General features: G+C 68.6%; 22 protein-coding genes. 11 read left to right on the top strand and 11 right to left on the bottom strand.

Going from position 1 to position 22,015, the window contains the following annotated elements; genetic code table 11:
• The first annotated feature begins 94 nt into the window (after positions 1-94).
• The 5 genes from FHW81_RS07130 (at position 95) to FHW81_RS07110 (ending at position 5,156) form a co-directional block, all read left to right on the top strand.
• Complete coding sequence (locus FHW81_RS07130; protein WP_003160580.1) at positions 95-898, top strand: TatD family hydrolase; 804 nt, start codon at positions 95-97, stop codon at positions 896-898.
• Between the two features lie 138 nt (positions 899-1,036).
• Positions 1,037-2,509, top strand: coding sequence for a methyl-accepting chemotaxis protein (locus tag FHW81_RS07125; RefSeq protein WP_003110283.1), 1,473 nt, complete (start codon positions 1,037-1,039; stop codon positions 2,507-2,509).
• Between the two features lie 125 nt (positions 2,510-2,634).
• Entirely contained in the window at positions 2,635-2,994 is a 360-nt protein-coding gene (locus tag FHW81_RS07120) for an Mpo1-like protein (RefSeq protein ID WP_060774209.1), read from the top strand.
• An 86-nt stretch (positions 2,995-3,080) separates the two neighbouring features.
• Positions 3,081-3,569 (top strand): hypothetical protein, encoded by a 489-nt coding sequence (locus FHW81_RS07115; RefSeq protein ID WP_003119860.1) that lies wholly within the window; start codon positions 3,081-3,083, stop codon positions 3,567-3,569.
• 9 nt (positions 3,570-3,578) lie between these two features.
• The gene (locus tag FHW81_RS07110) at positions 3,579-5,156 is read left to right on the top strand and encodes a GGDEF domain-containing protein (RefSeq protein WP_003119859.1); all 1,578 of its coding nucleotides are present in this window, start codon (positions 3,579-3,581) and stop codon (positions 5,154-5,156) included.
• Positions 5,157-5,164: 8 nt separating this feature from the next.
• Here the strand turns inward: FHW81_RS07110 and FHW81_RS07105 are convergent, their stop codons facing one another.
• The 7 genes from FHW81_RS07105 to FHW81_RS07075 all read right to left on the bottom strand — a co-directional run bounded on the left by FHW81_RS07105 (position 5,165) and on the right by FHW81_RS07075 (position 12,601).
• On the bottom strand, positions 5,165-5,962 hold the full coding sequence (locus FHW81_RS07105) for an acyl-CoA thioesterase (RefSeq protein WP_003090970.1): 798 nt from the start codon (positions 5,960-5,962) through the stop codon (positions 5,165-5,167).
• An 80-nt stretch (positions 5,963-6,042) separates the two neighbouring features.
• Positions 6,043-6,813, bottom strand: coding sequence for a CHAD domain-containing protein (locus FHW81_RS07100; protein ID WP_003117634.1), 771 nt, complete (start codon positions 6,811-6,813; stop codon positions 6,043-6,045).
• On the bottom strand, positions 6,810-8,816 hold the full coding sequence (tgpA, locus tag FHW81_RS07095) for a protein-glutamine gamma-glutamyltransferase TgpA (RefSeq protein ID WP_043086523.1): 2,007 nt from the start codon (positions 8,814-8,816) through the stop codon (positions 6,810-6,812). The genes FHW81_RS07100 and tgpA overlap by 4 nt, the downstream gene beginning before the upstream one ends.
• A complete protein-coding gene (locus tag FHW81_RS07090) occupies positions 8,813-9,766 on the bottom strand; it encodes a DUF58 domain-containing protein (protein ID WP_003122519.1) in 954 nt (317 codons plus the stop codon). Before FHW81_RS07090 ends, tgpA begins: the two co-directional genes overlap by 4 nt.
• A complete protein-coding gene (locus tag FHW81_RS07085; RefSeq protein ID WP_106120630.1) occupies positions 9,766-10,683 on the bottom strand; it encodes an AAA family ATPase in 918 nt (305 codons plus the stop codon). The genes FHW81_RS07090 and FHW81_RS07085 overlap by 1 nt, the downstream gene beginning before the upstream one ends.
• 229 nt (positions 10,684-10,912) lie before the next feature.
• Positions 10,913-11,611, bottom strand: coding sequence for an orotidine-5'-phosphate decarboxylase (gene pyrF / locus FHW81_RS07080; RefSeq protein WP_003090975.1), 699 nt, complete (start codon positions 11,609-11,611; stop codon positions 10,913-10,915).
• Positions 11,612-11,707: 96 nt separating this feature from the next.
• On the bottom strand, positions 11,708-12,601 hold the full coding sequence (locus FHW81_RS07075) for a LysR family transcriptional regulator (RefSeq protein WP_003101696.1): 894 nt from the start codon (positions 12,599-12,601) through the stop codon (positions 11,708-11,710).
• A 45-nt stretch (positions 12,602-12,646) separates the two neighbouring features.
• Between FHW81_RS07075 and FHW81_RS07070 the strand changes: the two genes are divergently transcribed.
• Positions 12,647-13,288, top strand: a complete 642-nt coding sequence (locus FHW81_RS07070) for a DUF924 family protein (RefSeq protein ID WP_003122518.1) — start codon at positions 12,647-12,649, stop codon at positions 13,286-13,288.
• 22 nt (positions 13,289-13,310) lie between these two features.
• Here the strand turns inward: FHW81_RS07070 and FHW81_RS07065 are convergent, their stop codons facing one another.
• Positions 13,311-14,201: a LysR family transcriptional regulator gene (locus FHW81_RS07065; protein ID WP_003090978.1), complete on the bottom strand. Its 891-nt coding sequence runs from the start codon at positions 14,199-14,201 to the stop codon at positions 13,311-13,313.
• Positions 14,202-14,292: 91 nt separating this feature from the next.
• Here FHW81_RS07065 and FHW81_RS07060 point away from each other — a divergent pair, with 91 nt between their 5' ends.
• Positions 14,293-14,763 (top strand): multidrug/biocide efflux PACE transporter, encoded by a 471-nt coding sequence (locus tag FHW81_RS07060; protein WP_003101714.1) that lies wholly within the window; start codon positions 14,293-14,295, stop codon positions 14,761-14,763.
• Positions 14,764-14,771: 8 nt separating this feature from the next.
• On the opposite strand, the gene FHW81_RS07055 is transcribed toward FHW81_RS07060, so the two are convergent.
• Together FHW81_RS07055 and FHW81_RS07050 are read right to left on the bottom strand one after the other, a co-directional pair.
• On the bottom strand, positions 14,772-15,683 hold the full coding sequence (locus FHW81_RS07055) for a response regulator (RefSeq protein ID WP_003122517.1): 912 nt from the start codon (positions 15,681-15,683) through the stop codon (positions 14,772-14,774).
• A 1-nt stretch (position 15,684) separates the two neighbouring features.
• Positions 15,685-16,986 carry a sensor histidine kinase gene (locus FHW81_RS07050; RefSeq protein ID WP_003160587.1) on the bottom strand — a complete coding sequence of 434 codons (1,302 nt, stop codon included), beginning with the start codon at positions 16,984-16,986 and terminating at the stop codon, positions 15,685-15,687.
• Positions 16,987-17,222: 236 nt separating this feature from the next.
• Here FHW81_RS07050 and FHW81_RS07045 point away from each other — a divergent pair, with 236 nt between their 5' ends.
• A complete protein-coding gene (locus FHW81_RS07045) occupies positions 17,223-17,390 on the top strand; it encodes a DUF2897 family protein (RefSeq protein ID WP_003090984.1) in 168 nt (55 codons plus the stop codon).
• Between the two features lie 232 nt (positions 17,391-17,622).
• Complete coding sequence (locus FHW81_RS07040) at positions 17,623-18,387, top strand: CPBP family intramembrane glutamic endopeptidase (protein WP_003090986.1); 765 nt, start codon at positions 17,623-17,625, stop codon at positions 18,385-18,387.
• Here the strand turns inward: FHW81_RS07040 and atuR are convergent, their stop codons facing one another.
• Entirely contained in the window at positions 18,388-19,011 is a 624-nt protein-coding gene (gene atuR / locus FHW81_RS07035) for an atu genes transcriptional repressor AtuR (protein ID WP_003117641.1), read from the bottom strand. It lies immediately after the preceding gene.
• A gap of 253 nt (positions 19,012-19,264) precedes the next feature.
• Here atuR and FHW81_RS07030 point away from each other — a divergent pair, with 253 nt between their 5' ends.
• Together FHW81_RS07030 and FHW81_RS07025 are read left to right on the top strand one after the other, a co-directional pair.
• Positions 19,265-21,067: an acyclic terpene utilization AtuA family protein gene (locus FHW81_RS07030; RefSeq protein WP_003130781.1), complete on the top strand. Its 1,803-nt coding sequence runs from the start codon at positions 19,265-19,267 to the stop codon at positions 21,065-21,067.
• A 69-nt stretch (positions 21,068-21,136) separates the two neighbouring features.
• Entirely contained in the window at positions 21,137-22,015 is an 879-nt protein-coding gene (locus tag FHW81_RS07025; RefSeq protein ID WP_060774208.1) for an SDR family oxidoreductase, read from the top strand.

Genomic DNA, 22,015 nt, shown 5'->3' with positions numbered 1-22,015 from the left:
ACGGATTGTTCTACAAGCGGTTTGCCACCCATCTCCCGGCGGGTCCGGCGCGATCGAGGGGGCGCCGCCTCGCTGCGAATTCCAGGAAGGCACCATGCAACTCATCGATATCGGCGTCAATCTGACCCACGCCAGCTTCGCCCCGGAACGTGAAGCACTGCTCGCCCGCGCGCGCGCCGCCGGGGTGGTGCAGATGGTCATCACCGGCACCAGCCTGGCCGACAGCGAACAGGCGCTGCAGCTCTGCGGCGAACTCGACGAGGGCGGCCGGCTGTTTACCACCGCCGGCGTCCACCCCCACGAGGCCAGCCACTGGAACGCCGACACCGCTCGCGGCCTGCGCGCCCTGTTCGACGACCCGCGGGTACGCGCGGTGGGCGAATGCGGCCTCGACTTCAATCGCGACTTCTCTCCCCGTCCGGCCCAGGAAAAGGCCCTCGAGGAACAACTGGCACTGGCCGTCGAGCTACAGCGTCCGGTGTTCCTCCACGAACGCGACGCCAGCGAGCGCCTGCTGGCGATCCTGCGCGACTTCCGCGATCGCCTGCCGGCCGCCGTCGTACATTGTTTCACCGGCGAGCGCCGGGCGCTGTATGGCTACCTCGACCTCGACCTGCACATCGGCATCACCGGCTGGATCAACGACGAGCGCCGCGGCACCCACCTGCATGATCTGGTAGGCGAGATCCCGGTCGGCCGTCTCATGCTGGAAAGCGACGCGCCCTACCTGCTGCCGCGCAGCCTGCGGCCGAAGCCGAAGAACGGGCGCAACGAGCCGGCCTACCTGGTCGAGGTGCTCGACTGCGTGGCCCGCCATCGCGGCGAGAGCGCGGAGCGCCTGGCCGCTCACACCAGCGCCGCGGCGCGGGAGTTCTTCGGCCTGCCGACGATCGACTGAGATCGCCCTCAAGCTCCCGGCGGATCGGCCGCTAAGCTGACGAACGGTCTCGTTGACCCGCATCAACGATTGCCCCTTACTCAGCTTTCAAGATAATGGCGCCTTGCCATTAGCTTGCCGATAAGAAGAAATCCCCCTATGGGCACCTGGATCAGCGACATTCCACTGAAATACAAGTTCTGGGCCGTCAACGCGGTGGCCTTCTTCACCACCCTGCTGCTGGTGTTGTTCGCCATGCAGCAGGAAGCCGCCGGGCGCAACGCTTCCGCCCAGCGCGCCGCCGCCGCCGAGGGCGAGCTGGTTCAGAGCTGGCCAGCCGGCAGCGCCCTGCCCGCCCGCAGCAACCTGCTGCCGCTGGAACAGGCCGCGAGCCTGGGCGGCACCGCTGCCCAGGCGCTGGGCAAGGGGCAGGGTTGGATCGAGTTGTCCGGCGCGCGCCAGGGCGATACCCCGCTGCTCGGCGCCTGGGTCGGCCAGACCGGCTCCGGCCAGCGCTTCGCCGTGCTCGCCCCGGCCAGCGACCTGTGGCAGGTCTTCGCCGACCGGGCCGGCGCCTACGCCGTCGCCGTGCTGGTGCTGATGCTGGCGCTGCTGGCGGCCTCGCAACTGCTGATCCGCTTCATCCTCACCCACCTGCATACCCTCAAGGACGTGATGCTGCACGTCGAGAAGAGCGGCGACCTGTCCGCTCGCGTACCGCTGCAGGGACGCGACGAAGTCGGCCAGATGGCCAGTGCCTTCAACGCCATGCAGGCCGGCTACCAGCGCATCGTCGGCACCGTCGCCGCGGCCGCTACCAAGCTCGACGAAGGCGCCCAGGCGCTGGCCCGCAGCATGGGCCAGGTACGCCAGGGCATGCTCGGCCAGCAGAGCGAGACCGACCAGACCGCCACCGCGATCAACGAGATGTCCACCACGGTCTTCCATATCGCCCAGCACGCCGCCGACACCCGTGACCAGTCGCAGGAAGCCGACCGCCTGGCCGGCGCCGGCCAGCAGGCGGTGAGCCGGGTCAGCGCGTCGATCGCCGGGTTGTCCCAGGGCGTCCAGGACACCGCCGAGATGATCCAGAAGCTGGCCGAGGACAGCCAGAAGATCAGCGGCGTGGTCAACGTGATCCACGGCATCGCCGAACAGACCAACCTGCTTGCCCTCAACGCCGCCATCGAGGCCGCGCGGGCCGGGGAAATGGGCCGCGGCTTCGCCGTGGTGGCCGATGAGGTGCGCAACCTCGCCCGTCGCGTGCAGGACTCCACCGACGAGATCACCCAGATGATCCTCGCCCTGCAGTCGGGTACCCGCGACGCCGTGGAGTTCATGCAGGAAAGCTCGCTCAAGGCAGACGGTTGCGTCAGCCAGGCCGGCGACGCCGGCGAGGCGCTGGCGGCGATCGCCAACGCGGTGGCGCAGATGCGTGAAAGCAACACGCAGATCGCCGTCGCCGCGGAACAGCAGAGCCAGGTCGCGGAAGAGATGACCCGTTCGGTGGTGGGCATCCGCGACGTCACCGAACTCACCGTGCAGCAGACCGTCGAGTCGGCGGCCACCAGTCAGCAACTGGTCGACCTGGCGGGCGATCTGACCCGCGCCATCGGCCAGCTACGCCTCTGATCCGCAGGCGCACCTGCCTATCGCCCGGATAGGCAGGAATCATTCGCCGCGCTGCCGCACCCCGCCTAGACTCGACGACATGCAACGACCCGCCCCGCGGGTCGCCGTCACGGAGTACCGAGAACATGGGCAAACGTCATCCCAACCTGCTCGCCTGGCAATGGCGCGGCTATGCCGCCAACCACCGCAACCCGACCAACCTGGTCCTGCACCTGATCGCCGTGCCGCTGTTCATCGTCGCTGCGATCCTGCTGCTCGGCGGCCTGTTCGCCCTGGACCTGCTGCAGGTGGTGCTCGGTGTCATCGGCATCGGCGCCGGCCTGGCGATCCAGGCCAAGGGACACGCGCTGGAGAAACAGGCACCCGAGCCATTCAGCGATCGGCGCGACGCTGTCAGTCGCCTGCTCGTCGAGCAGTTCGTCACCTTCCCCCGCTTCGTCCTCAGCGGCGCCTGGTGGCGGGCTTGGCGCGAACGGCATAAGTGACAGTTCGTCCGGGATTTTGCACAGCCCTTCAGTTTTAGCACGACGCTGCCGATATAATCGACGGAATCCTGTCGTGGACCGACAACATGCCGTCAACGCGTCAATTAATCGTCTTTCTCTGTTGCCTGGGGCTGCCTCTTGCCCAGGCCGCGGAGCCCGTGCCGCTGGGCGGACGTCCGATCGTCACCCTGCAGCGGTCCGGCGACGCTCCCGTACGGCTGACCCTGTCCGACCTCGAAGCCCTGCCCAGCGAGACCCTGGAAGCCCAGCTCCCCGGCGAGGCCAACGCCCGCTGGCAAGGCGTGCGCCTCAGCCTGTTGCTGCGCCACCTGGACCTGGCGCCGCCCACGCGCCTGCGCGTGCTGGCGCTGAACGACTACTCGGCGATCATCCCGTACAGCGACCTCGACAGCTACCAGCCCATCCTCGCCTATCGCCGCAACGGCGCCTACATGGCGATCCGCGAACGCGGACCGCTTTTCATCATCTACCCGATGGCCCGCTATCCTGAGTTGAGAAACCAGGTCTACTACAACCGTACCGTCTGGCAGGTCAGCTCCATCACTCTTGAGTAAGTAACGGACATGACTGTGCCGCTGCTCGATCCGACAAAGCTGCGCCGGCAACGCCAGATCATGGGGCTGTTGCTCGGCCTGGTGCTGCTCATGGCGCTGATCGCCGGGGCTGCGCTGTGGCTGGCGGTGCGCCAGGCCCAGCAACTGGCCCAGCCGAACCTGCACAACGAGCTGTGGCAGACCTACTCGCTGCGCGCCGAACTGGATCGCACGCTGGACGCCGCGCGGCATACCGAGAGCGGCGAAGGCCAAGCCGACGACCTGGCGATCCGTCTCGAAGTCCTCGCCAGCCTGATCGCGCCGCTGCGCCGCCAGTCGTTGTTCAGGCATCTCGCCGAACCGCGTCCGGAGGTACAGGCCACCCTGCAACGCCTGATCGAGCTCAGCGATCGCTGGTCGAACCAGGCCCCCTGGGGCGATCCCGTCGCCGCGCGCCGCCTGGCCGCGGAGATCGTCCAGCAGGTTCCGCCCTTGCTCGAACCGACCCACCAGATCGTCGTCGCCAGCAACATCGCCCTGACCAACCAGTTGGACGTCGACCGCAAGCGCCTGCACCGGGCGTTCTACGCGTTGTTCTGGGCCCTGCTCGGGATCGGTGCCGGCGGTGCCCTGCTGGTGCTGCGCCTGGTCACCGACTTCAAACGCGCACAGCAACTGGCCGGGCATCTGATCGAGCTTAACGCCACCCTGGAGAAACGCGTCGGCGAGCGCACCCGCCAGCTCAGCGAAGGCAAGGCGCTGCTGCATTTCATCCTCGAGGCCAGCCCGAGCGACGTGGTCCTGCTCAGCGCCTGCGGCGCCAGCATCCATTACGTCAGCCCACGCCTGCTCAAGCGCCTGGGTTGCCAGGCCCAGGACGACTTCAACCTGCCCCGGCTGTTCGCCAGCACCAGCGAATACAGCCGCCTGCAGAACGCCCTGGAGGCGCGCGGCCAGGTGGATGGCTGGGAAGCCCAGCTATGCGGGGAAACGCCTTGCTGGGCGGTGATCTGCGCGCGCCACCTGGAAATCGACGGCGAGCCGGCGACCCTGATCTGGTGCTACGACATCAGCCGGCGCAAGGCCATGGAGCAGGAACTGCGCCTGCTGGCCAGCACCGATACCCTGACCGGCCTGCACAACCGCCACTCGTTCCTGCACCAGGCGGAACTCATGCTCAAGGCCGCCGAACGCTTCCGCCACCCCTGCGTGGCGCTGATGCTGGACATCGACCACTTCAAGAACATCAACGACAGCCACGGCCACCTGACCGGCGACCGCGCCCTGCAACGTGTCGCCGAGACCCTGCGCCAGGGCCTGCGCGAGGTGGACCTGCTCGGTCGCCTGGGCGGCGAGGAATTCGCCGCGCTGCTTCCAGAGGTCAGCCTGGACCAGGCGCTGGACGTCGCCGAACGGCTGCGCGCCGGCGTCGAGGCGCTACGGGTGAACAATCCCGACGGCGAACCGCTGCGGATGACCGTGAGCATCGGCGTCGCCCTGCGCAGGGACGCCGGGGACGACCTGGAAAGCCTGCTGGTGCGCGCCGACAGCGCGCTCTACCAGGCCAAGAGCGGCGGGCGCAACCGCACCGAGTACGCGCCCGCCTGACATGCGCCTCAGCCGAACACCGTGACCATCTGCCGGCTGATCGCCAGCAACTGGCCGTCGGCGCTCCACATCCGCGCCGCCACGTGGCCGTAGCCGTCGCGCGCCTCCTCGATCTCCGCCAGGTAACGGCACCAGTCGCCGCTGCCCTGCTGCGGCAGCGGCTGGAGGAACTCGGCGGTCCAGGTCAGCGAGCTGGCCATCGCCGGGGTGCCCAGGTGCGGCAACAGCGCCGGCGGCCAGGAGTCGAGCAGCGCCAGCAGGTGGGAAACCTCCATGGGCTCTCCCTCGGGTTCGTCGCGGAAACGCATCCAGCCGCCCATCTGGCGCGACTTGTTCGAAGAGAACGGCAGGCCGCCCACTGCCCAGCGCATGGCGATGTAGCGAGTGAACTCCGGGGTCACGTTACGGATATAGGGCAGCTCCTGGCTCTCTTCGGGGCCCTTCATCCCGGCCGCCGGCAACGCTTCCACCGCCACCGCCGACGCGCGGGCGACGCCGAAACTGGCCTGGACCAGCGTCACCACCTGCTCGCCCTGACGGACCTCGACCTGTACCTGGCTCACCGCCTTGCCCTCGCGCAACAACCGGGCGCTGAAGCTCGCCGGCTGCTCGGGGGCCAGCGGTCCGACGAAGCTGACGCCGATGGAGCGCAACGGACGCCCCGCCTCGACCACCGCAAGCATGGCCTCGTAGGCCAACGCCACCACCAGGCCACCGAAGGTGGCGCGGCCCTGGCCCCAACTGGCCGGTACTACCACCGAGGAAGGGTCGCGGCGGACCGCCTGGATCAATTCGGAAAAATTCATGTGTGCCTCGCGAGGGGATTCGAGGGCCCATCTTAGGCGAGGCGATCCTTGGGAAAAAGCCGATCGGAATACCGGCGGCCTCAGTGCTCGGCAAGCGCCTGCTGCAATGTCGACAGGGCCCGTCCGGCACGCTCCCGGGCCAGTTCGAAGCGTGCCGTCCAGACCTCGCGCACGGGCGCCAGGTCCGGCTCGCGCTGGCATCGCAACAGCCACTGTTCGAGGTCGTGCCAATCGCCCAGCGCCGACTGGGCCGCCTTGAGCGGCGCCAGCAGCGAGCCGGGAATGCTGCAATCGTGCGGATAGGCCTCCAGCCCGTAGCGCACGCGCTTGATCCGTAGCCGTAGCGGGTGCCAGTGCTCGTAGGTGGTGTCCGCCAGCTCGGCGCGCAGGGTCTTCCATTGCCGGCGCAGGCGCTTGCGCACCCGGCCGTGCAGGCCATCCAGCACGGCATGCCGCTGGGCCGTACGCAACAGGGCCGGCCAGACGTCCAGGCAAAGCTGCAGGCGGTGCAGCGGCTGGCTGGCGAGAACCGCCACGTAGCCGGACTCCAGCACCGGCCGGCGCACCGCCAGCGCATCCCGCAGCCCTTCGGCGGCGAGCGCCGGCAGCAGCACCTCCAGGTCGCGGATCGGCCCGCTGAGCCGCCCGACCTCGGCGGCGGCATGCTCCAGCTCCTCGACGCCGGGGACTCCGCGGATCGGCCGCAGCAGGCTGCGCAGACGGCGCAGGGCGATGCGCAGGTCGTGCAGTGCCTCGCCATCCGTGCGCGCCTCCAGGCGGGCGACCGCCGACATCAACGCCACCTGCTGGCCGATCACCTCGGCCAGCAGTTCATCGATGAACCCCGTCATGCCTGCTCCTCTCCCCGGCCATCCCGCGTGGGCGTGCGCACCAGGCGCCAGGGCAGCGCCCGGCGCAATGCGCGCAGACGCAACCCTGGATCATCGGCACCGCCGTGTCCATAGCGTTGCGCTTCGAACGCGCCGACGAAGGCCGCGATGGCTGGCGCCTGCGCCGGCAGGACGCGGGCGGCGCGCTCGCCGTAGGAGCGTAGCCCTTCGCCGGGGGAACGGCGCAGGCCATGCATCTCCAGCAGGCGTTCGAAGCGGCGCAGTTGGCGGCTGCGCAGATCGTCACGGCCTTGCCAGGGCTTGAGCAGGAACAGCGCGAGCAGACCGACCGACAATATCGCCGCGGCACCGAGCAACAGGCCCAGTCGGGTCGGATCGAGCCCGCCGAACCAGCGCTGCAGGAAGGCGCCCTGCTGCTCACCCTGGTAGGCCAGGACCCAGCGTTGCCAGCCGTAGTTCAGGCTGTCCCAGGCCAGACGCATGTCGTTGAGCCAGGGCAGGCCACGGTAGCGCAACGGCGACAGCGGCGCGTCGGCGAGGTACTCGCTGTCCCCGGCCAGGGCCTGCTCCAGCCCCTGTTCGATCCGTTCGGGCGCCACCTGGTAGGTCGGGTCGACGCTCAGCCAGCCCTGCTCCGGCTGCCAATACTCGACCCAGGCGTGGGCGTCGAACTGATGCACCAGCAGGTAGTTGCCCGCCGGATTCAGCTCGCCGCCCTGGTAACCGGCCACCACTCGCGCAGGAATGCCCGCGGCGCGCAGGACGAAAGCCATCGCCCCGGCGTAATGCGCGCAGAAGCCGCTGCGCGTGTCGAACAGGAAATCGTCCACCCCGTCGGCGCCGGTCGCTGGCGGTTTCAGGGTGTAGGCGAAGGGCTCGTGGTTGAAGCGCTGCAACAGGGCCGCGACCAGCGCCTGCGGTTGCGCATGGGCCTGGCGCAACTCGTCGGCCAGCGCTCGCGCGCGCGGATTGCCGTGCATCGGCAACTGCAGGTTGCGCCAGCGCGTGCGCGGATCGATGCTGGACTCGCGCAGCGCCTGTGGCCAGGAACTGACTCGGTAGAACAGACGTTGCTCGACCGGCTGCCGCCGCTGCAGGTGGAAATCGCTCATCAGGCGCGTGTCGGTCTGGTCGGTCTGCGCCACGTCGAGGGCGAACAGCCAGGGCTGCGAACTGGGCTGCATGATCACGTCGTAGCGCAGCTCGGGGCCACGCTTCTGCCAGTGCAGAGCATCCTCGCCCGGCCATTGCGGCGCCTGAGCCCAACGTCGTCCGTCGAAACGCTCCATGGTCAAGGCGCGCCAGTAGAGCTGCTCGCGCGGCGGCGGTGCGCCCTCGAAGCGGACCCGGAACGCCAGTTCGGCGGAGCGCCCAAGCTCGGCGATATCCCCTGGCGCCATGCTCTCCGAGAGTCCGGTGACCCCCTTGTTGCCGGGCATCGGCAACGACCACAGCGGCCCCAGGCGGGGGAAGAACAGGAACAGCAGGAGCATCAGCGGCAGCGCCTGCAGCAACAGCCCGCCGGCCAGCCGCAGGGTCGGCCAGGGCCGGCTGGCGAAAGCGCTCTGCTGCAAGCCGATCAGCGCCGCCAGCAACGCGGTCACCGGCAGCAGGCTGTACAGCGCGGCGAGGAAACCGTCGTCGAACAGGTAGCCCACCACCACTGCGAAGAAACCGAGGAACACCAGTACCAGCGCATCGCGGCGGGTCTTCATTTCCACCAGCTTGAGGATGAACGCGGCGATCAGCAGCACCGCCCCCGCGTCCAGGCCCACCAGGCTGCCGCGCGACAACCAGACCCCGGCCCCGGCGAGCAGCGCCAGGGCCAGCTTGACCCAGGCGCGCGGATAGCCGGCACGCATGCGGAAGATCTGCACCCGCCAGGCCGCGCAACCGAGCCACATGGCCGCGATCCACAGCGGCATGTAGGCCAGGTGCGGCAGGATCACCAGTACCTGCGCCACCAGCAGCCAGACCAGCGCGACCCGCGGAATCGCGTTCATCGCGCCGCTCCGAACAACGCTAGCGCACGCAGGCAGGCCTCGCGCTGGGCCTCGCCGCTGGCCGGTTGCAGGCGTGTGCCGGGCAGCGCCAGGCCATAGGGCTGCTGCCGCGCGGAGAGTTCCAGGACTGCATGGCACAAGCGGCCCAGGCGACTTTCGAGATCCCCGCCGAGGCGCTCGAATTCCAGCCACAAGTCTTCCCCACCGAGCGCGGCGAAGTCCTTCACCAGCAGCCCCTGGCCACGGGAAAACGCCTTCCAGTGCAGGCGCCGCCGCGAGTCGCCCGGCTGGTAGGCGCGCAGTCCCTGGTAGTCGTCGACGCCCGCGCTCGCCAGCGCGCGCCCCTGGTCCTCGGCATCCTCCGCGCCCGGCGCGAGGAACGGCTCGCCGGCCTGCGGCCGAGGGTAGACCAGCGCCTGCTGGCGCAGGTCGACCCAGCTCCAGGCCACCAGCAGGCCGAGGGGAAAGCGACTCTCCACCCGCAGGCGCCCCGGCCGCAGCCAGCCGCGTCGCTCGGTCGGGTGGAACAGCAGCACCTCGGCAGCCGCGTCGCCTGCCAGGTCGGCGTATTCCAGCGGCCGCTCCGGCCAGCCGACGGCGATGGCCTGGCGCGCCCGCCGCGGGCTTTCCAGGCGCACCCGGAAACCGGCGCGCTCGCCGGCGAACACCGGGTCCGCTCCCAACGCGGTGAGGCGCAGGCCGGCAAGGTTGCGATAGGTATGGAGGATGGTCACCACGCCCAGGGACAGCAGCAGGAAGGTCAACCCGTAGGCCAGGCTGTTCTGGTAGTTGATCGCCGCCAGCAGCATCACCAGCAGCGCCAGGCCGAAAGCGCCGCCCTGGCGGGTCGGCAGGATGAATACGCGGCGCTGGTTCAGCTCGACGCTGCTCGCCGGCGGTATCCGTCGGTTCAGCCAGCGCTGCCAGCGCGGCCAGTTGCGCAGGCGCATCAGAGCGCCGGGACTTCGCGCAGCAGCCATTGCACCAGCGCGCCGCCACCTTGCCCGGTGGGGTCCGCCTGGTCGCGCAGGCGATGCCCGGCGACCGCCGGCAACACCGCCTGGACGTCTTCCGGAATCACATAGTCGCGTCCCGCCAGCAGCGCCCAGGCACGCGCCGCGGCGAGCAACGCCAGGCTACCGCGCGGCGACAGGCCGAGGGCGAAGGCCGGCTGCGTGCGGGTCGCTTCGACCAGGCGCAGCACGTAGTCCACCAGCGCATCGCTGGCGCGGACCTTCGGCACTTCGGCCTGGAAAGCGGCCAGCGCCGCGTGGTCGAGCAAGGGTTCCAGGCGCGGCAGCAGATCGCGCCGGGCTTCGCCGAGCAACAGCGAGCGTTCCGCCGCGCGCCCGGGGTAACCCAGCGACAGGCGCATCAGGAAGCGATCCAGCTGCGATTCCGGCAGGGAGAAGGTGCCACCCTGGCTGGCCGGGTTCTGCGTGGCGATGACGAAGAACGGTTCCGGCAAGGGCCGGGTGGCGCCCTCGATGGTCACCTGGCCTTCTTCCATCGCCTCGAGCAAGGCGCTCTGGCTTTTCGGCGTGGCGCGGTTGATCTCGTCGGCAAGCACCAGTTCGGCGAAGATCGGCCCGGGATGGAAGACGAATTGCCCGCTGTCCTTGTCGAACACCGAGGTACCGAGGATATCGCCCGGCAGCAGGTCCGAGGTGAACTGGATGCGCTGGAAACTGAGCCCGAGCACCCGCGCCAGGGCATGGCTGAGGGTGGTCTTGCCCATCCCCGGCAGGTCTTCGATCAACAGGTGCCCACGGGCCAGCAGGCAGGCCAGGGCCAGGCGCACCTGGCGGTCCTTGCCCAGGAGAATCTCATCGACCGCCTTCAGGCAGGCTTCCAGGGTGTTCAGCATCCCGACCTCGCGTTTCCGGGGAAAACAGCGATCCTACTGGCCTGGGGCCAGCCGGCAAGGCACTTGCAATTTTTCCTCACGAAACTGTGAAACCGTTGCCACCGGTACTTGCCGGAGTGCCCGCTACAAGCCTAGACGCTGGGGAGGGACAGGCGCGGATGATGCCTGCGCCAGTCCGGCTCGACACGGCGCGCGACGGTCGCCGACGGCAGGCGTGGGGGAAGCCGCCTCAGCCCAGTTCGGCGACGATCGCCGCCAGCGCCTTGGCCGGGTCGGCGGCCTGGCTGATCGGCCGGCCGATCACCAGGTAGTCGGAGCCGGCGTCCAGGGCCTGGCGCGGGGTGAGGATGCGCCGCTGGTCGTCCTGGGCGCTGCCGGCCGGGCGGATGCCCGGCGTGACCAGTTGCAGGCCCGGATGGGCAGCCTTCAGCGCCGGCGCTTCCTGGGCCGAGCAGACCAGGCCGTCCATGCCGGCCTTCTGCGCCAGGGCGGCGAGGCGCAACACCTGCTCCTGGGGCTCGATGTCGAGGCCGATGCCCGCCAGGTCCTCGCGCTCCATGCTGGTCAGCACGGTCACGCCGATGAGCAACGGCCTGGGCCCGCTGAAGGCCTCCAGCGTCTCGCGGCAGGCGGCCATCATGCGCAGGCCGCCGGAGCAGTGCACGTTGACCATCCACACGCCCATCTCGGCGGCGGCCTTCACCGCCATCGCCGTGGTGTTCGGGATGTCGTGGAATTTCAGGTCGAGGAACACCTCGAAGCCCTTGCCACGCAAGGTCTCGACTATACCCGCGGCACAACTGGTGAAGAGTTCCTTGCCGACCTTCACCCGGCACAGTTTCGGGTCCAGCTGATCGGCCAGCGCCAGGGCGGCCTCACGGGTGGGGAAATCCAGGGCGACGATGATGGGGGACTGGCAGGCGGACATGGGCTCTCTCGCGGCGAATCGAAAACGGCGCGCATTGTCGCAGAATCCGGCCGTTTGCCGTAGCCCGGAACGCGCCGGGGAGATGAACGTCGTGGACTAGAGGCGGGCGCGGAGCAGTTGCTCCAGCCAGTCGACGAATGCCCTGACCCGCCGCGACAGATGCCGCCGGTGCGGATACAGGGCGTACGCCGGCATCGCTTCGGCCCGCCACTGCGGCAGCACCTCGCGCAGCTCGCCGCGTTGGAGGTGCTCGCGCACGTCGTAGGCAGGGATCTGGATCAGGCCCAGTCCGGACAGGCAGCAGGCGATGTAGCTTTCCGCGTTGTTCACCGTGACCCGGCTGCGCAACGCGCGGGTCAGGGTGCGCCCATCCTCGCGGTACTCCCAGGGCAACACCCGGCCGCTGCTGGGCGAGGCATAGTTGACCGCCCAGTGCCGGTCGAGGTCGGCTGGCGTCCGTGGCTCGCCATGCTCTTCCAGGTAGGCGGGACTGGCGCAATTGATCAGTTGCATCTCGCCGAGGCGTCGCGCCACCAGGCTGCTGTTGCCCAACTGGCCGACCCGCAGGACGCAGTCGACGCCCTCCTGCACCAGGTCCACCGAACGGTCGCTGGAGCCCAGTTCCAGTTCGATGTCCGGATGCTGGCGGAAGAATTCCGGCAGCGCCGGGGCGATCAGCAGTCGCGCCACCCGGCTCGGCACGTCGACCTTGAGCCGGCCGCTGGCGCGGCTGCCGTCGTGGAACAGGCTCTCCAGCTCCTCCATGTCTTCCAGCAGGTGGCGGCAACGCTCCAGCACCACGCTGCCGTCGTGGGTCAGCTGGACCTGCCGGGTGGTGCGATGCAGCAGCCGGCTGCCGAGTTGCGCTTCGAGCTGCTGGACCGCCGCCGAGACCGTCGCCCGCGGCATGTCCAGCAGGTCCGCGGCCTTGGTGAAGCTGCCGGTTTCGGCAACGCGCAGGAACACGCGCATGCTGTCCAGACGATCCATGGGCAGGCCCCTTCTCTCTATTCGGGATGGCTGGACAGTCTATCCATGCCACCTACGTTTATCCAAAGAACCCGGACCAATAGCCTGGAGTCCCTACTCTACTTCCTGGATCCGCAGATGCCCCATGCAGCGCTTTTGCTTCCTCCCAGCGCGTCCCCGCTGCCGGAAGTGGTCGGTTTCTGGCGCGATGCCGGCCCTACCCTCTGGTTCGCCAGGAACGCCGATTTCGACCGGCGCTTCCGCGAGCGCTTCGCCCACCTCTACGAGCTTGCCTGCGCCGACGCGCTGCGCCCGGCTGCCGATGAAGCCGAGGACCATCTCGGCCTGCTGTTGCTGCTCGACCAGTACCCGCGCAACGCCTTCCGTGGAACCCCGCGCATGTACGCCAGCGACGCCCAAGCGCGGCGCTGGGCGGAGCGGGCTCTGGGACAAGGCCTCGACCGCCAGGTCGGGGACGCGCTGCGGCTGTTCTTCTACCTGCCGTTCGCCCATGCCGAGAACCTTGCCGACCAGGATCGCTCGGTAGCGCTGAACCACGGACTCGGCCAGCCCTTCCTCGCCCACGCTCGTGAGCATCGCGAGATCATCCGCCGCTTCGGGCGCTTTCCCCATCGCAATCCGATCCTCGGTCGCCCGTCCAGCGCCGAGGAACTCGCCTTCCTCGCCGCTGGCGGCTTCGCCGGCTGAACCGGGGCTCAGCCGGCCCTCCCTAGATAGGCAGGTCGCGATCCAGCAAGCGGTCCAGCAACCAGTTGGCCGCCGGTCCCAACGGCCGCTGCCGCGACCAGACCACGTCCACCGCCTGGCTGCGCGGCCAGCCGGACACCGGCAACTCCTTCAGCCGTCCGTTGGCGTAGCCGCTGACCAGCCAGCGCGGCAGCTCGGCCCAACCGAAGCCGTGGGTGGCCATTTCCAGCAGCAACAGGTAGTTGGGCGCCGACCAGCAGCGCCCGCCGCTGGACGGCAGGCCGTCGTTGATCGCCGCGCCGGTCTCGCTATAGGTGTTCAGGCGCAGCAGACGCCATTCGGAAAGGTCGCGCTCGCTGACCCGCTCCAGGCCCGCCAGCGGATGGTCGACGGCGGCGAACAGGCCGAACTCGGCACGCTCGGCGACCGCCGCCACGCCCAGCTCCGGCGGGTAGTGCGGCTGCGCGGCGAGCAGGCCGAGGGTGGCGCGGCCGCGGCTGACCTGGGCGATCACGTCCTGGTCCTCGGCGATCAGGCATTCGAACTCCAGCTCAGGGTAACGCTCGTCCAGTTCGGCCAGGCGCGCCTCGTAGCGCGCCGAATGGTAGGTGTCGGATAGCGCCAGGGTCACCCGTGGCTCCGAGCCGCCGGCGAGCAGCGCGGCGACCCGGCGCAGGCGGTCGGATGCGCCGAGGACCTCCTCGACCCGTCCCAGCAGGGTGCGCCCGGCCTCGGTCAGTTGCGGCTGGCGGCCACTGCGATCGAAGAGTTCCAGGCCGAGGTCGATCTCCAGCCGGGCAATGGCCTCGCTGACGGTCGACTGGCTCTTGCCCAGCTTGCGCGCGGCGGCGCTGAAGGAGCCGAGGGAAACGGCCTGGACGAAGGCCTCGAGGGATTCGGGCGACAAATGCATATCGGTTTTTCCGATGGTATCCAACTTAACCCTATCCCAAAGACCGATGACAATACAGCCCGACTTCAACGACGAACCGGGAGCGTTCGCCATGACCCACACCCACACCGCCCTCGACAAGACTCTCAAGGAGCGGATCTTCCACGCCCTGGCCTTCGAGGGCCTGGCCGTCCTCCTCACCGCGCCGGTGCTGTCGCTGGTGATGAACAAGCCACTGGCGCACATGGGTGCGCTGACGCTGATGTTCTCCACCGTGGCGATGCTCTGGAACATGCTCTTCAACAGCCTCTTCGACCGCGCCCAGCGGCGCATGGGCTTCCAGCGCACCCTGCAGGTCCGGGTGCTGCATGCGATGCTCTTCGAGCTGGGCCTGATCGTGGTGCTGGTACCGCTGGCCGCCTGGTGGCTGTCAATCGGACTGGTCGAGGCGTTCCTCCTCGACATGGGCCTGATCCTGTTCTTCCTGCCCTACACCATGGCCTTCAACTGGAGCTACGACGTCCTCCGCGCACGCCTGGTGGAAAGCCGCCAGGCCAAGGCCGCCGGTTGCGACGCCGGCTAGGCCGGCGTTCAGGCCGTCAGCCGCTCGCGCAGGCGGCCGAGCATGCCGAGCAGGCTGCCGACCCGTTCCTTCTCGCGCTCGTCGCGCGGCACCTCGGCCAGCCGGTCGACCTCCGGCAGGCTTCGCCCGCGCCACAGCAAGGCCTGCTCGGCGGCCGCCTTCAGGCCTTTCTCGAACAATCCCCTGCGGATCGGCTTGGGCAGGTAGCGGAATATCTGCGCCTGGTTGATCAGTTCGAGCAGGGCCTGGGTGTCGCGGAACGGCGTGACCACCAGGCTGAGCAGGCGCGGATGGGCCTGGGCCAGGGATTTCAGCAGCGGCGCGGTATGCTCCCCGGCCAGCTTCAGGTCGCTGACCAGCACCTCCACCGGTTCGGTGTTCAGCCACACCAGCGCCTCGGCCAGGTTGCGCGCGCGCAGCAGGCGATGCCCGCCGGCATGGCAGAAGGCCCCGACGCAGTCCAGGGTTTCCGGGTCGTCGTCGAGCAGCAGCACGCTCAGCGGCGCCGCCAGCGTGGCCGCGGGCGGCGCCGGCAGGCCCTGGCGGCTGGCGATCTCCGCCGCCTGGCGCAGGGTGAAGGCCATTTCCTGGGGATTCCAGGGCTTGGTCAGGTAGCGGAAGATGCCGCCATCGTTGAGCGCGTCGACGGCGGCATCGAGGTCGGAATAGCCGGTGAGGAGAATCCGCAGGGTCTCCGGATAGCGCTCGCGAGCCTGCGCCAGCAGCTCGGCGCCGCTCATCTGCGGCATGCGCTGGTCGCTGACCAGCACCTGTATCCGTTCCGTCTTCAGGCGCTCCAGGGCGCGCCGCGGGTCGCTCTCGGTGAACACCTCGTAATGGCGGCGGAACTGCATGGCCAGGCTGCGCAGGATGCGCTCCTCGTCATCGACGAAGAGAATGCGGACGGGAGATGGGCTCATGTCAGGCGCTCCGTTTCAGTTCGCGGGCCTGCTCTCGCGGCAGGCTGATGAGGAAGCGGGTTCCGCGGCCCGGTTCGGAGGCCACGCGGATGGTCCCGCCATGTTGCTGGATGATCTTGTAGCTGATCGACAGGCCGAGCCCGGTGCCCTGCCCCACCGGCTTGGTGGTGAAGAACGGGTCGAAGATCCGGCCGAGGACCTCGGCGGGCATGCCCTTGCCGTTGTCCTGCACGGAGAGGAACACCTGGCGCTCGTCGGCCCAGCTCTTCAGCAGGATGCGACCGAAACGCTCCATGGCCTGCGCGGCGTTGGTCAGCAGGTTCAGCAGCACCTGGTTGATCTGCGACGGCGCGCAGGCGATAAGCGGCAGCTCGCCGAGCTGGCTGCTGATCTCGGCCTTGTCCTTGATGGCGGTGCGGGCGATCAGCACGGCGTTGCGCACGCAGTCGTTGAGGTCGACCTCCTCGCTGAAGGCGCGGTCCAGGCGGGCGAAGTCCTTGAGCCCGGAAACCAGCTCGCCGATCTGGCCGAGGCCGTAGCGGGTATCGACGAACAATTGCCGCAGGTCCTCGCGCAACTGTTCGACGGCGGCTTCGCGGCGCACCGCGTCGGCCGCCTGCAGCGCCTGCGCCAGGCGCGCTTCGTCGCACTGCGGGTCGCCCAGGCAGTCGACCAGCGCCGCCTGGGCATCGGCCAGGCGCAACAAGGGATCGCTCAGCTCCTCCAGCAGCGCCAGGTTGTTGCCGACGTAGCCGAGCGGCGTGTTCAGCTCGTGTGCGACCCCGGCCACCATCTGCCCGAGCGAAGCCATCTTTTCCGACTGCACCAGTTGCGCCTGGGACTCCTTGAGGTCCACCAGCGCCTTGCGCAGCACCCGGTTGCGCTGGGCGATGCGCGCCTCCATGGCCTTCAGCAGGTCGAGCACGGTGCCCAGGCCACGGTAGCGGCCCTCTTCGTCGACCAGGGCGAAGTCCTCGGTGATCGGATACTGCAGGCGACCGGTGACTTGCTGCGCCGCCTCCTCCAGGCTGGCGCCGAGGGAGACGCTGAGGGGCGCCCGGTTCATGACGTCGCGCACCGGATGGCGGCCCCAGAGGTCGCGGCCGAAACGCTGCATGAAGATGTCCTGGAGGGTGTAGCGGCTGACCAGGCCGAGGACCCGGCGCTCGTCGTCGACCACCGGCAGCGAGAGGAAGGCACGGTGCTCCGGCATCAGCAGGCGGTCGGCGACGTCGCTGATGCTCATCGCCGGAGTCAGGGGTTCCACCGGGCGCAACAGACGGGACAACGCGCTCGGAGACATCGGCAACCTCTCGCTGGCAGGCCCGGACGGGGCAATGAAGGGATACCCGCCAGTTAAGCAATGTCAGATTGCCAACATGTGACAGGCATCACGCCGGCCAGGCTCAGCGCTTTCTCCGCCCGCAACTTCCGAGCGCCGCCGGGAGTCTCAACCACAGGGCCTCGCGCCGGAGCGTTGTCTGACAGAAAGGCAAACCCGGCGTATGGTGAACATTCATATCGATGAGGGAGAACAACATGCCCTGGTACGCCTGGTTGATCATCGTCCTCGCCCTGGGCTCCATCGTCGGCGGACTCCTGCTGCTACGCGACTCGGCGAAGAAGCTGCCGTTGAGCGAGGAACAGCTCAAACGCATCCATGAACGCAACGCCGAGCTGGACGCGCAGGAGGCGAAGGACCGCTGAACCTATTGGCCTGCCGGCGGGTCACTAGGTCTCGTAGGAAAACCCCGGCGGGCGAAAAACCGGCGAGGCGAAGGCTCGCGGGGCGGAGTCATGCGGGCCGCGCGTGGTTTTTCCTGCGCAACCTGGGGTTCGTTCCCCGTGTGTTTCCCTCTGGCAGAAGGTTCGTTCCTTGCGCTTTTCCCATCCGCGGGTCGAAATGCCTTTAGAATCCCTCCTTTAAACGGGAGGCTGCATGCTCGGGCGTCTGATACCGCTTCTACCCATTCTGTTCCTGCTCGGGGGCTTCTTCACCGGGCACATCGCGCTGCTGACGGCGGTCATCGTCCTGCTCTACATCATCTGGGTGACCTACGCCGAGCGCTGGCTGCCGACCCTGCTCTGGTGGCCGGTGAGCCTCGCCGCCAGCGCCCTGATCGCCATCCACTACCTGCCCGGCTTCATTCCCCTGCGCCTGTTCCCCTGGGACCTTGCCAGCGCCAGCCCGCCGATCCAGATGATCTGGCTGCCCTGGGACAAGGCCCTGGTCGCCCTTACCCTGCTCGCCTGGTGGCTACGCCGGCCGAAGCAGCCGCTGGTGTCGCTGGATATCACCGCGCTGGCCTTCTGCCTGACCTTCTTCGTGGTGCCGCTGCTGTCGATCATGACCAATGCCGCGAGCTGGCAGCCGAAGTGGCCGGATGCCTTCTGGTGGTGGCTGGTACTGAACGTCGGGGTGGTCTCGCTGGCCGAGGAGGCTTTCTTCCGCGGCCTGCTGCAAAGCCAGTTGATCCGCTGGTTCGGCGCCTGGCCGGGAATCATCGTCGCGACCCTCGCCTACGCCGCGCTGCACCTGCTGGTGAACCCGGTGTATGCGCTACTGGCCGGGATCGCCGGGCTGGGCTACGGCATGGTCCTGCACTTCAGCGGGCGGCTGTCGCTGGCGGTGCTGCTGCACGCCTCGATCAACACCCTGCACTTCCTCCTGCTGAGCTACCCGTTCCGCCTGATCTCCGAGTGATCAGGCGTCCTTGATCACCAGCGCCAGGGCCTCCTCGGCGAGCTGGTCGAGACTCATCGGTCCTTCCGGACGGAACCAGGTGGTGGTCCAGGACAGCGCGCCGGTGAGGAAGCGCCGCAGGATGAACGGATCGCCCTGGCAGTAGCCGGCCAGCCGCGCCTCCCCCAGCACGTCCAGCCACATCTGCTCGTAGATGTCGCGCAGGCCGAGGATGTACGCCTGGCCTTCGGCGGACAGCGAGCGCCACTCGTAGACCAGCACCGCCATCGCCTCGCCGGTACCGCCCATGATCGATTGCAGCTCGCAGCGGATCAGTCCCAGCACCCGCTCGCGCAGGTCCTCGGCGTCGGCCAGGGCGGCGCGCATCAGGGCGGTGTTGTAGAGGATGGTCTCTTCCATCACCGAGCGCAGGATCTCGTCCTTGCTCTTGAAGTGATGGAAGATGCTGCCCGACTGGATGCCCACCGCGCTGGCCAGGTCGCGCACCGTGGTGCGTTCGTAGCCTTTGCTGCGGAACAGGTGGGCGGCGGTCTGCAGCAGCTTGCCGCGGGCGCTTTCCGGATCGGTGAGCTGTCCGGTAGCCACCAGCTCCAGCATCACTTCCCGGGCTTTCTGATCGTCCAACGCTGAGTACCCCTTTTCCGGATCGTCGGCGGCTCGGTGCCGCTCATCCGCGCGCCCGGCCGCTCCGTATTTGCCGACCGGCCTCGGGATTGCCCCGCAAGTGCTTGTCGGCATTCATGAAATGTATGCCTGCGAAGACGACCGAGCAAGCGCTTGGGTAACAGCCGAGAACGGATTTGTTTCTGCCCCCTTCTCAACCAAGCGCTTGCTTGGTAATGTCGCCCCACACTTCCGCCGTCACGGGTCAAGAACAATGCAAAAGACCGTACGCATCGGCTGCGCCTCGGCCTTCTGGGGCGACACCTGCACCGCGGCCGCCCAGTTGGTGCGCGGCGCGCCGCTGGACTACCTGGTGTTCGACTACCTGGCCGAGATCACCATGTCGATCATGGCCGGCGCCCGCCTGAAACAGCCGGACGCCGGCTACGCCACCGACTTCGTCGAGGTCCTCGCACCACTGCTGGGCGAGATCGCCGAGAAGAAGATCCGCGTCATCAGCAACGCTGGCGGGATCAATCCGCAGGCCTGTGCCGCCGCCCTCGCCGCGGCCTGCGAGAAGGCCGGGGTGCAGCTGAAGATCGCCGTGCTCCATGGCGACAACCTGCAAGCGCGCCAGGCCGAACTGGCCAAGGCCGGCATCCGCGAGATGTTCAGCGACGCGCCTTTCCCACCGATGTGCGTCTCGCTCAACGCCTACCTCGGCGCGCCGGGCATCGTCGAGGCCCTGCGCCTGGGCGCGGATATCGTGATCACCGGCCGGGTGGTCGACAGCGCGGTGGTCAGCGCCGCCCTGGTGCACGAGTTCGGCTGGGCCTGGGACGACTACGACCGACTGGCCCAGGCCGCCCTCGCCGGGCACATCGTCGAATGCGGCGCGCAATGCACAGGCGGCAATTTCACCGACTGGGAGCAGGTGCCGGACTACGAGCACATCGGTTTCCCCATCGTCGAGGTCGAGGCCGACGGGCGCTTCGTGGTGACCAAGGCGCCCGGCACCGGTGGCCTGGTCAGCGAACTGAGCGTCGGCGAACAGATGCTCTACGAGATCGGCGACCCACGCGCCTACCTGCTGCCCGACGTGGTCTGCGACTTCACCGAGGTGCGCCTGCGCCAGGTCGGACCCGACCGGGTCGCGGTGGAAGGCGCGCGCGGCCTGCCGCCCACCGACCGGTACAAGGTCAGCGCCACCTATCCGGACGGTTTCCGCTGCACCGCCAGTTGCCTGATCGCCGGCATCGATGCGCTGAAGAAGGCCGAGCGGGTCAGCCAGGCGATCATCGCCAGGACCGAGGAAATCTTCGCCGAGCGCGGCTGGGAGCCCTACCGCGAGGTCAATGTCGAACTGCTCGGCAGCGAAGCCACCTATGGTCCCCACGGGCGACGGCAGGACAGCCGCGAAGTGGTGGTCAAGCTGGCCGTCCGGCATCCGCGCAAGGAAGCCCTGGTGCTGTTCTCCCGCGAGATCGCCCAGGCCGCCACCGGGATGGCGCCCGGCCTGACCGGCATCGTCGGCGGCCGGCCGACGGTGTATCCGGTGATCCGCCTGTTCTCTTTCCTGATCGACAAGGCGCAATGCGCGTTGAGCGTAGAGATCGACGGCCAGCGCCATCCGCTGGAACTGCCGGTCCTCGAAGCCTTCGACCCGGCACGATTGGCCGAGGCGCGCCAGCCGCCACGCCCGGAGCAGCCCGCCAGCGCCAGCGTGCCGCTGGTGAAGCTAGCGGTGGCGCGCTCCGGCGACAAAGGCAACCACAGCAACATCGGGGTCATGGCGCGGCGCCCGGAGTACCTGCCGTGGATCGCCGAGGCGCTGGAGGAAGGCGCGGTGGTGGACTGGATGCAGCATGTGCTCGACCCGCAGACCGGCCGGGTCGGCCGCTGGTACCTGCCGGGCAGCCACAGCCTGAACTTCCTGCTGGAGAACGCCCTCGGCGGCGGCGGCGTCGCCAGCCTGCGCATCGACCCGCAGGGCAAGGCCTTTGCCCAGCAGTTGCTGGAGTTCCCGGTGGCGGTGCCGCAGGCGCTCGCCGACGCGCTGGAAACGCAAGGCAGATAACCACAACCAGGAACGGCGAATGCGGCGTTCCGCTGACCCTCTACAGGATTCATCGGAGTCACCAGAACAATGAGCTACGACTCGATCTTCCGACCTGGCCTGTTCGACGGCCAGACCATCATCGTCACCGGCGGCGGCAGCGGCATCGGCCGCTGCACCGCCCACGAGCTGGCGGCCCTCGGCGCCCACGTGGTGCTGGTCGGACGCAAGGCGGAAAAGCTGGAGAAGACCGCCGGCGAGATCGTCGAGGACGGCGGCAGCGTCAGCTGGCACGCCTGCGACATCCGCGAGGAGGAAGCGGTGAAGACGCTGGTGGCGAATATCCTGGCCGAACGCGGAACCATCCATCACCTCGTCAACAACGCCGGCGGCCAGTATCCCTCGCCCCTCGCCTCGATCAGCCAGAAGGGCTTCGAGACCGTGCTCCGCACCAACCTGGTCGGCGGCTTCCAGGTCGCCCGCGAAGTGTTCAACCAGTCGATGAGCAAGACCGGCGGCAGCATCGTCAACATGCTCGCCGACATGTGGGGCGGCATGCCCGGCATGGGTCACTCCGGCGCCGCACGCTCGGGCATGGAGAATTTCACCAGGACCGCCGCCGTCGAGTGGGGCCATGCCGGCGTGCGGGTCAACGCGGTGGCGCCGGGCTGGATCGCGTCCAGCGGCATGGATACCTACGAAGGCGCGTTCAAGGCGGTGATCCCGACCCTGCGCGAGCACGTGCCGCTCAAGCGCATCGGCAGCGAGTCGGAAGTCGCCGCCGCCATCGTCTTCCTGCTCTCCCCCGGCGCCGCCTTCGTCAGCGGCAACACGATCCGCATCGACGGCGCCGCCAGCCAGGGCAGCCGCGCCTTCCCGCTATTCAAGGGCAAGCCGGGACAGAGCCGCGCGTACAACGGCTTCCACCGCGCCTACCTGCCCGACGTACTGAAGGACCAGGAGGACTGA

It is taken from the genome of Pseudomonas sp. RC10-4-2, from assembly GCF_050433085.1.
GTDB lineage: Bacteria > Pseudomonadota > Gammaproteobacteria > Pseudomonadales > Pseudomonadaceae > Pseudomonas > Pseudomonas aeruginosa.
The sequence above is the reverse complement of the archived record's forward strand: the minus strand, read 5'-3'. Positions and strand labels throughout refer to the sequence as shown.

Bases quoted from the DNA above. Each gene is read 5' to 3' on its own strand.
- FHW81_RS07130 (WP_003160580.1), top strand. From the start codon at position 95: ATGCAACTCATCGATATCGGCGTCAATCTGACCCACGCCAGCTTCGCC.
- FHW81_RS07125 (WP_003110283.1), top strand. From the start codon at position 1,037: ATGGGCACCTGGATCAGCGACATTCCACTGAAATACAAGTTCTGGGCC.
- FHW81_RS07120 (WP_060774209.1), top strand. From the start codon at position 2,635: ATGGGCAAACGTCATCCCAACCTGCTCGCCTGGCAATGGCGCGGCTAT.
- FHW81_RS07115 (WP_003119860.1), top strand. From the start codon at position 3,081: ATGCCGTCAACGCGTCAATTAATCGTCTTTCTCTGTTGCCTGGGGCTG.
- FHW81_RS07110 (WP_003119859.1), top strand. From the start codon at position 3,579: ATGACTGTGCCGCTGCTCGATCCGACAAAGCTGCGCCGGCAACGCCAG.
- FHW81_RS07105 (WP_003090970.1), bottom strand. From the start codon at position 5,962: ATGAATTTTTCCGAATTGATCCAGGCGGTCCGCCGCGACCCTTCCTCG.
- FHW81_RS07100 (WP_003117634.1), bottom strand. From the start codon at position 6,813: ATGACGGGGTTCATCGATGAACTGCTGGCCGAGGTGATCGGCCAGCAG.
- tgpA (WP_043086523.1), bottom strand. From the start codon at position 8,816: ATGAACGCGATTCCGCGGGTCGCGCTGGTCTGGCTGCTGGTGGCGCAG.
- FHW81_RS07090 (WP_003122519.1), bottom strand. From the start codon at position 9,766: ATGCGCCTGCGCAACTGGCCGCGCTGGCAGCGCTGGCTGAACCGACGG.
- FHW81_RS07085 (WP_106120630.1), bottom strand. From the start codon at position 10,683: ATGCTGAACACCCTGGAAGCCTGCCTGAAGGCGGTCGATGAGATTCTC.
- pyrF (WP_003090975.1), bottom strand. From the start codon at position 11,611: ATGTCCGCCTGCCAGTCCCCCATCATCGTCGCCCTGGATTTCCCCACC.
- FHW81_RS07075 (WP_003101696.1), bottom strand. From the start codon at position 12,601: ATGGATCGTCTGGACAGCATGCGCGTGTTCCTGCGCGTTGCCGAAACC.
- FHW81_RS07070 (WP_003122518.1), top strand. From the start codon at position 12,647: ATGCCACCTACGTTTATCCAAAGAACCCGGACCAATAGCCTGGAGTCC.
- FHW81_RS07065 (WP_003090978.1), bottom strand. From the start codon at position 14,201: ATGCATTTGTCGCCCGAATCCCTCGAGGCCTTCGTCCAGGCCGTTTCC.
- FHW81_RS07060 (WP_003101714.1), top strand. From the start codon at position 14,293: ATGACCCACACCCACACCGCCCTCGACAAGACTCTCAAGGAGCGGATC.
- FHW81_RS07055 (WP_003122517.1), bottom strand. From the start codon at position 15,683: ATGAGCCCATCTCCCGTCCGCATTCTCTTCGTCGATGACGAGGAGCGC.
- FHW81_RS07050 (WP_003160587.1), bottom strand. From the start codon at position 16,986: ATGTCTCCGAGCGCGTTGTCCCGTCTGTTGCGCCCGGTGGAACCCCTG.
- FHW81_RS07045 (WP_003090984.1), top strand. From the start codon at position 17,223: ATGCCCTGGTACGCCTGGTTGATCATCGTCCTCGCCCTGGGCTCCATC.
- FHW81_RS07040 (WP_003090986.1), top strand. From the start codon at position 17,623: ATGCTCGGGCGTCTGATACCGCTTCTACCCATTCTGTTCCTGCTCGGG.
- FHW81_RS07030 (WP_003130781.1), top strand. From the start codon at position 19,265: ATGCAAAAGACCGTACGCATCGGCTGCGCCTCGGCCTTCTGGGGCGAC.
- FHW81_RS07025 (WP_060774208.1), top strand. From the start codon at position 21,137: ATGAGCTACGACTCGATCTTCCGACCTGGCCTGTTCGACGGCCAGACC.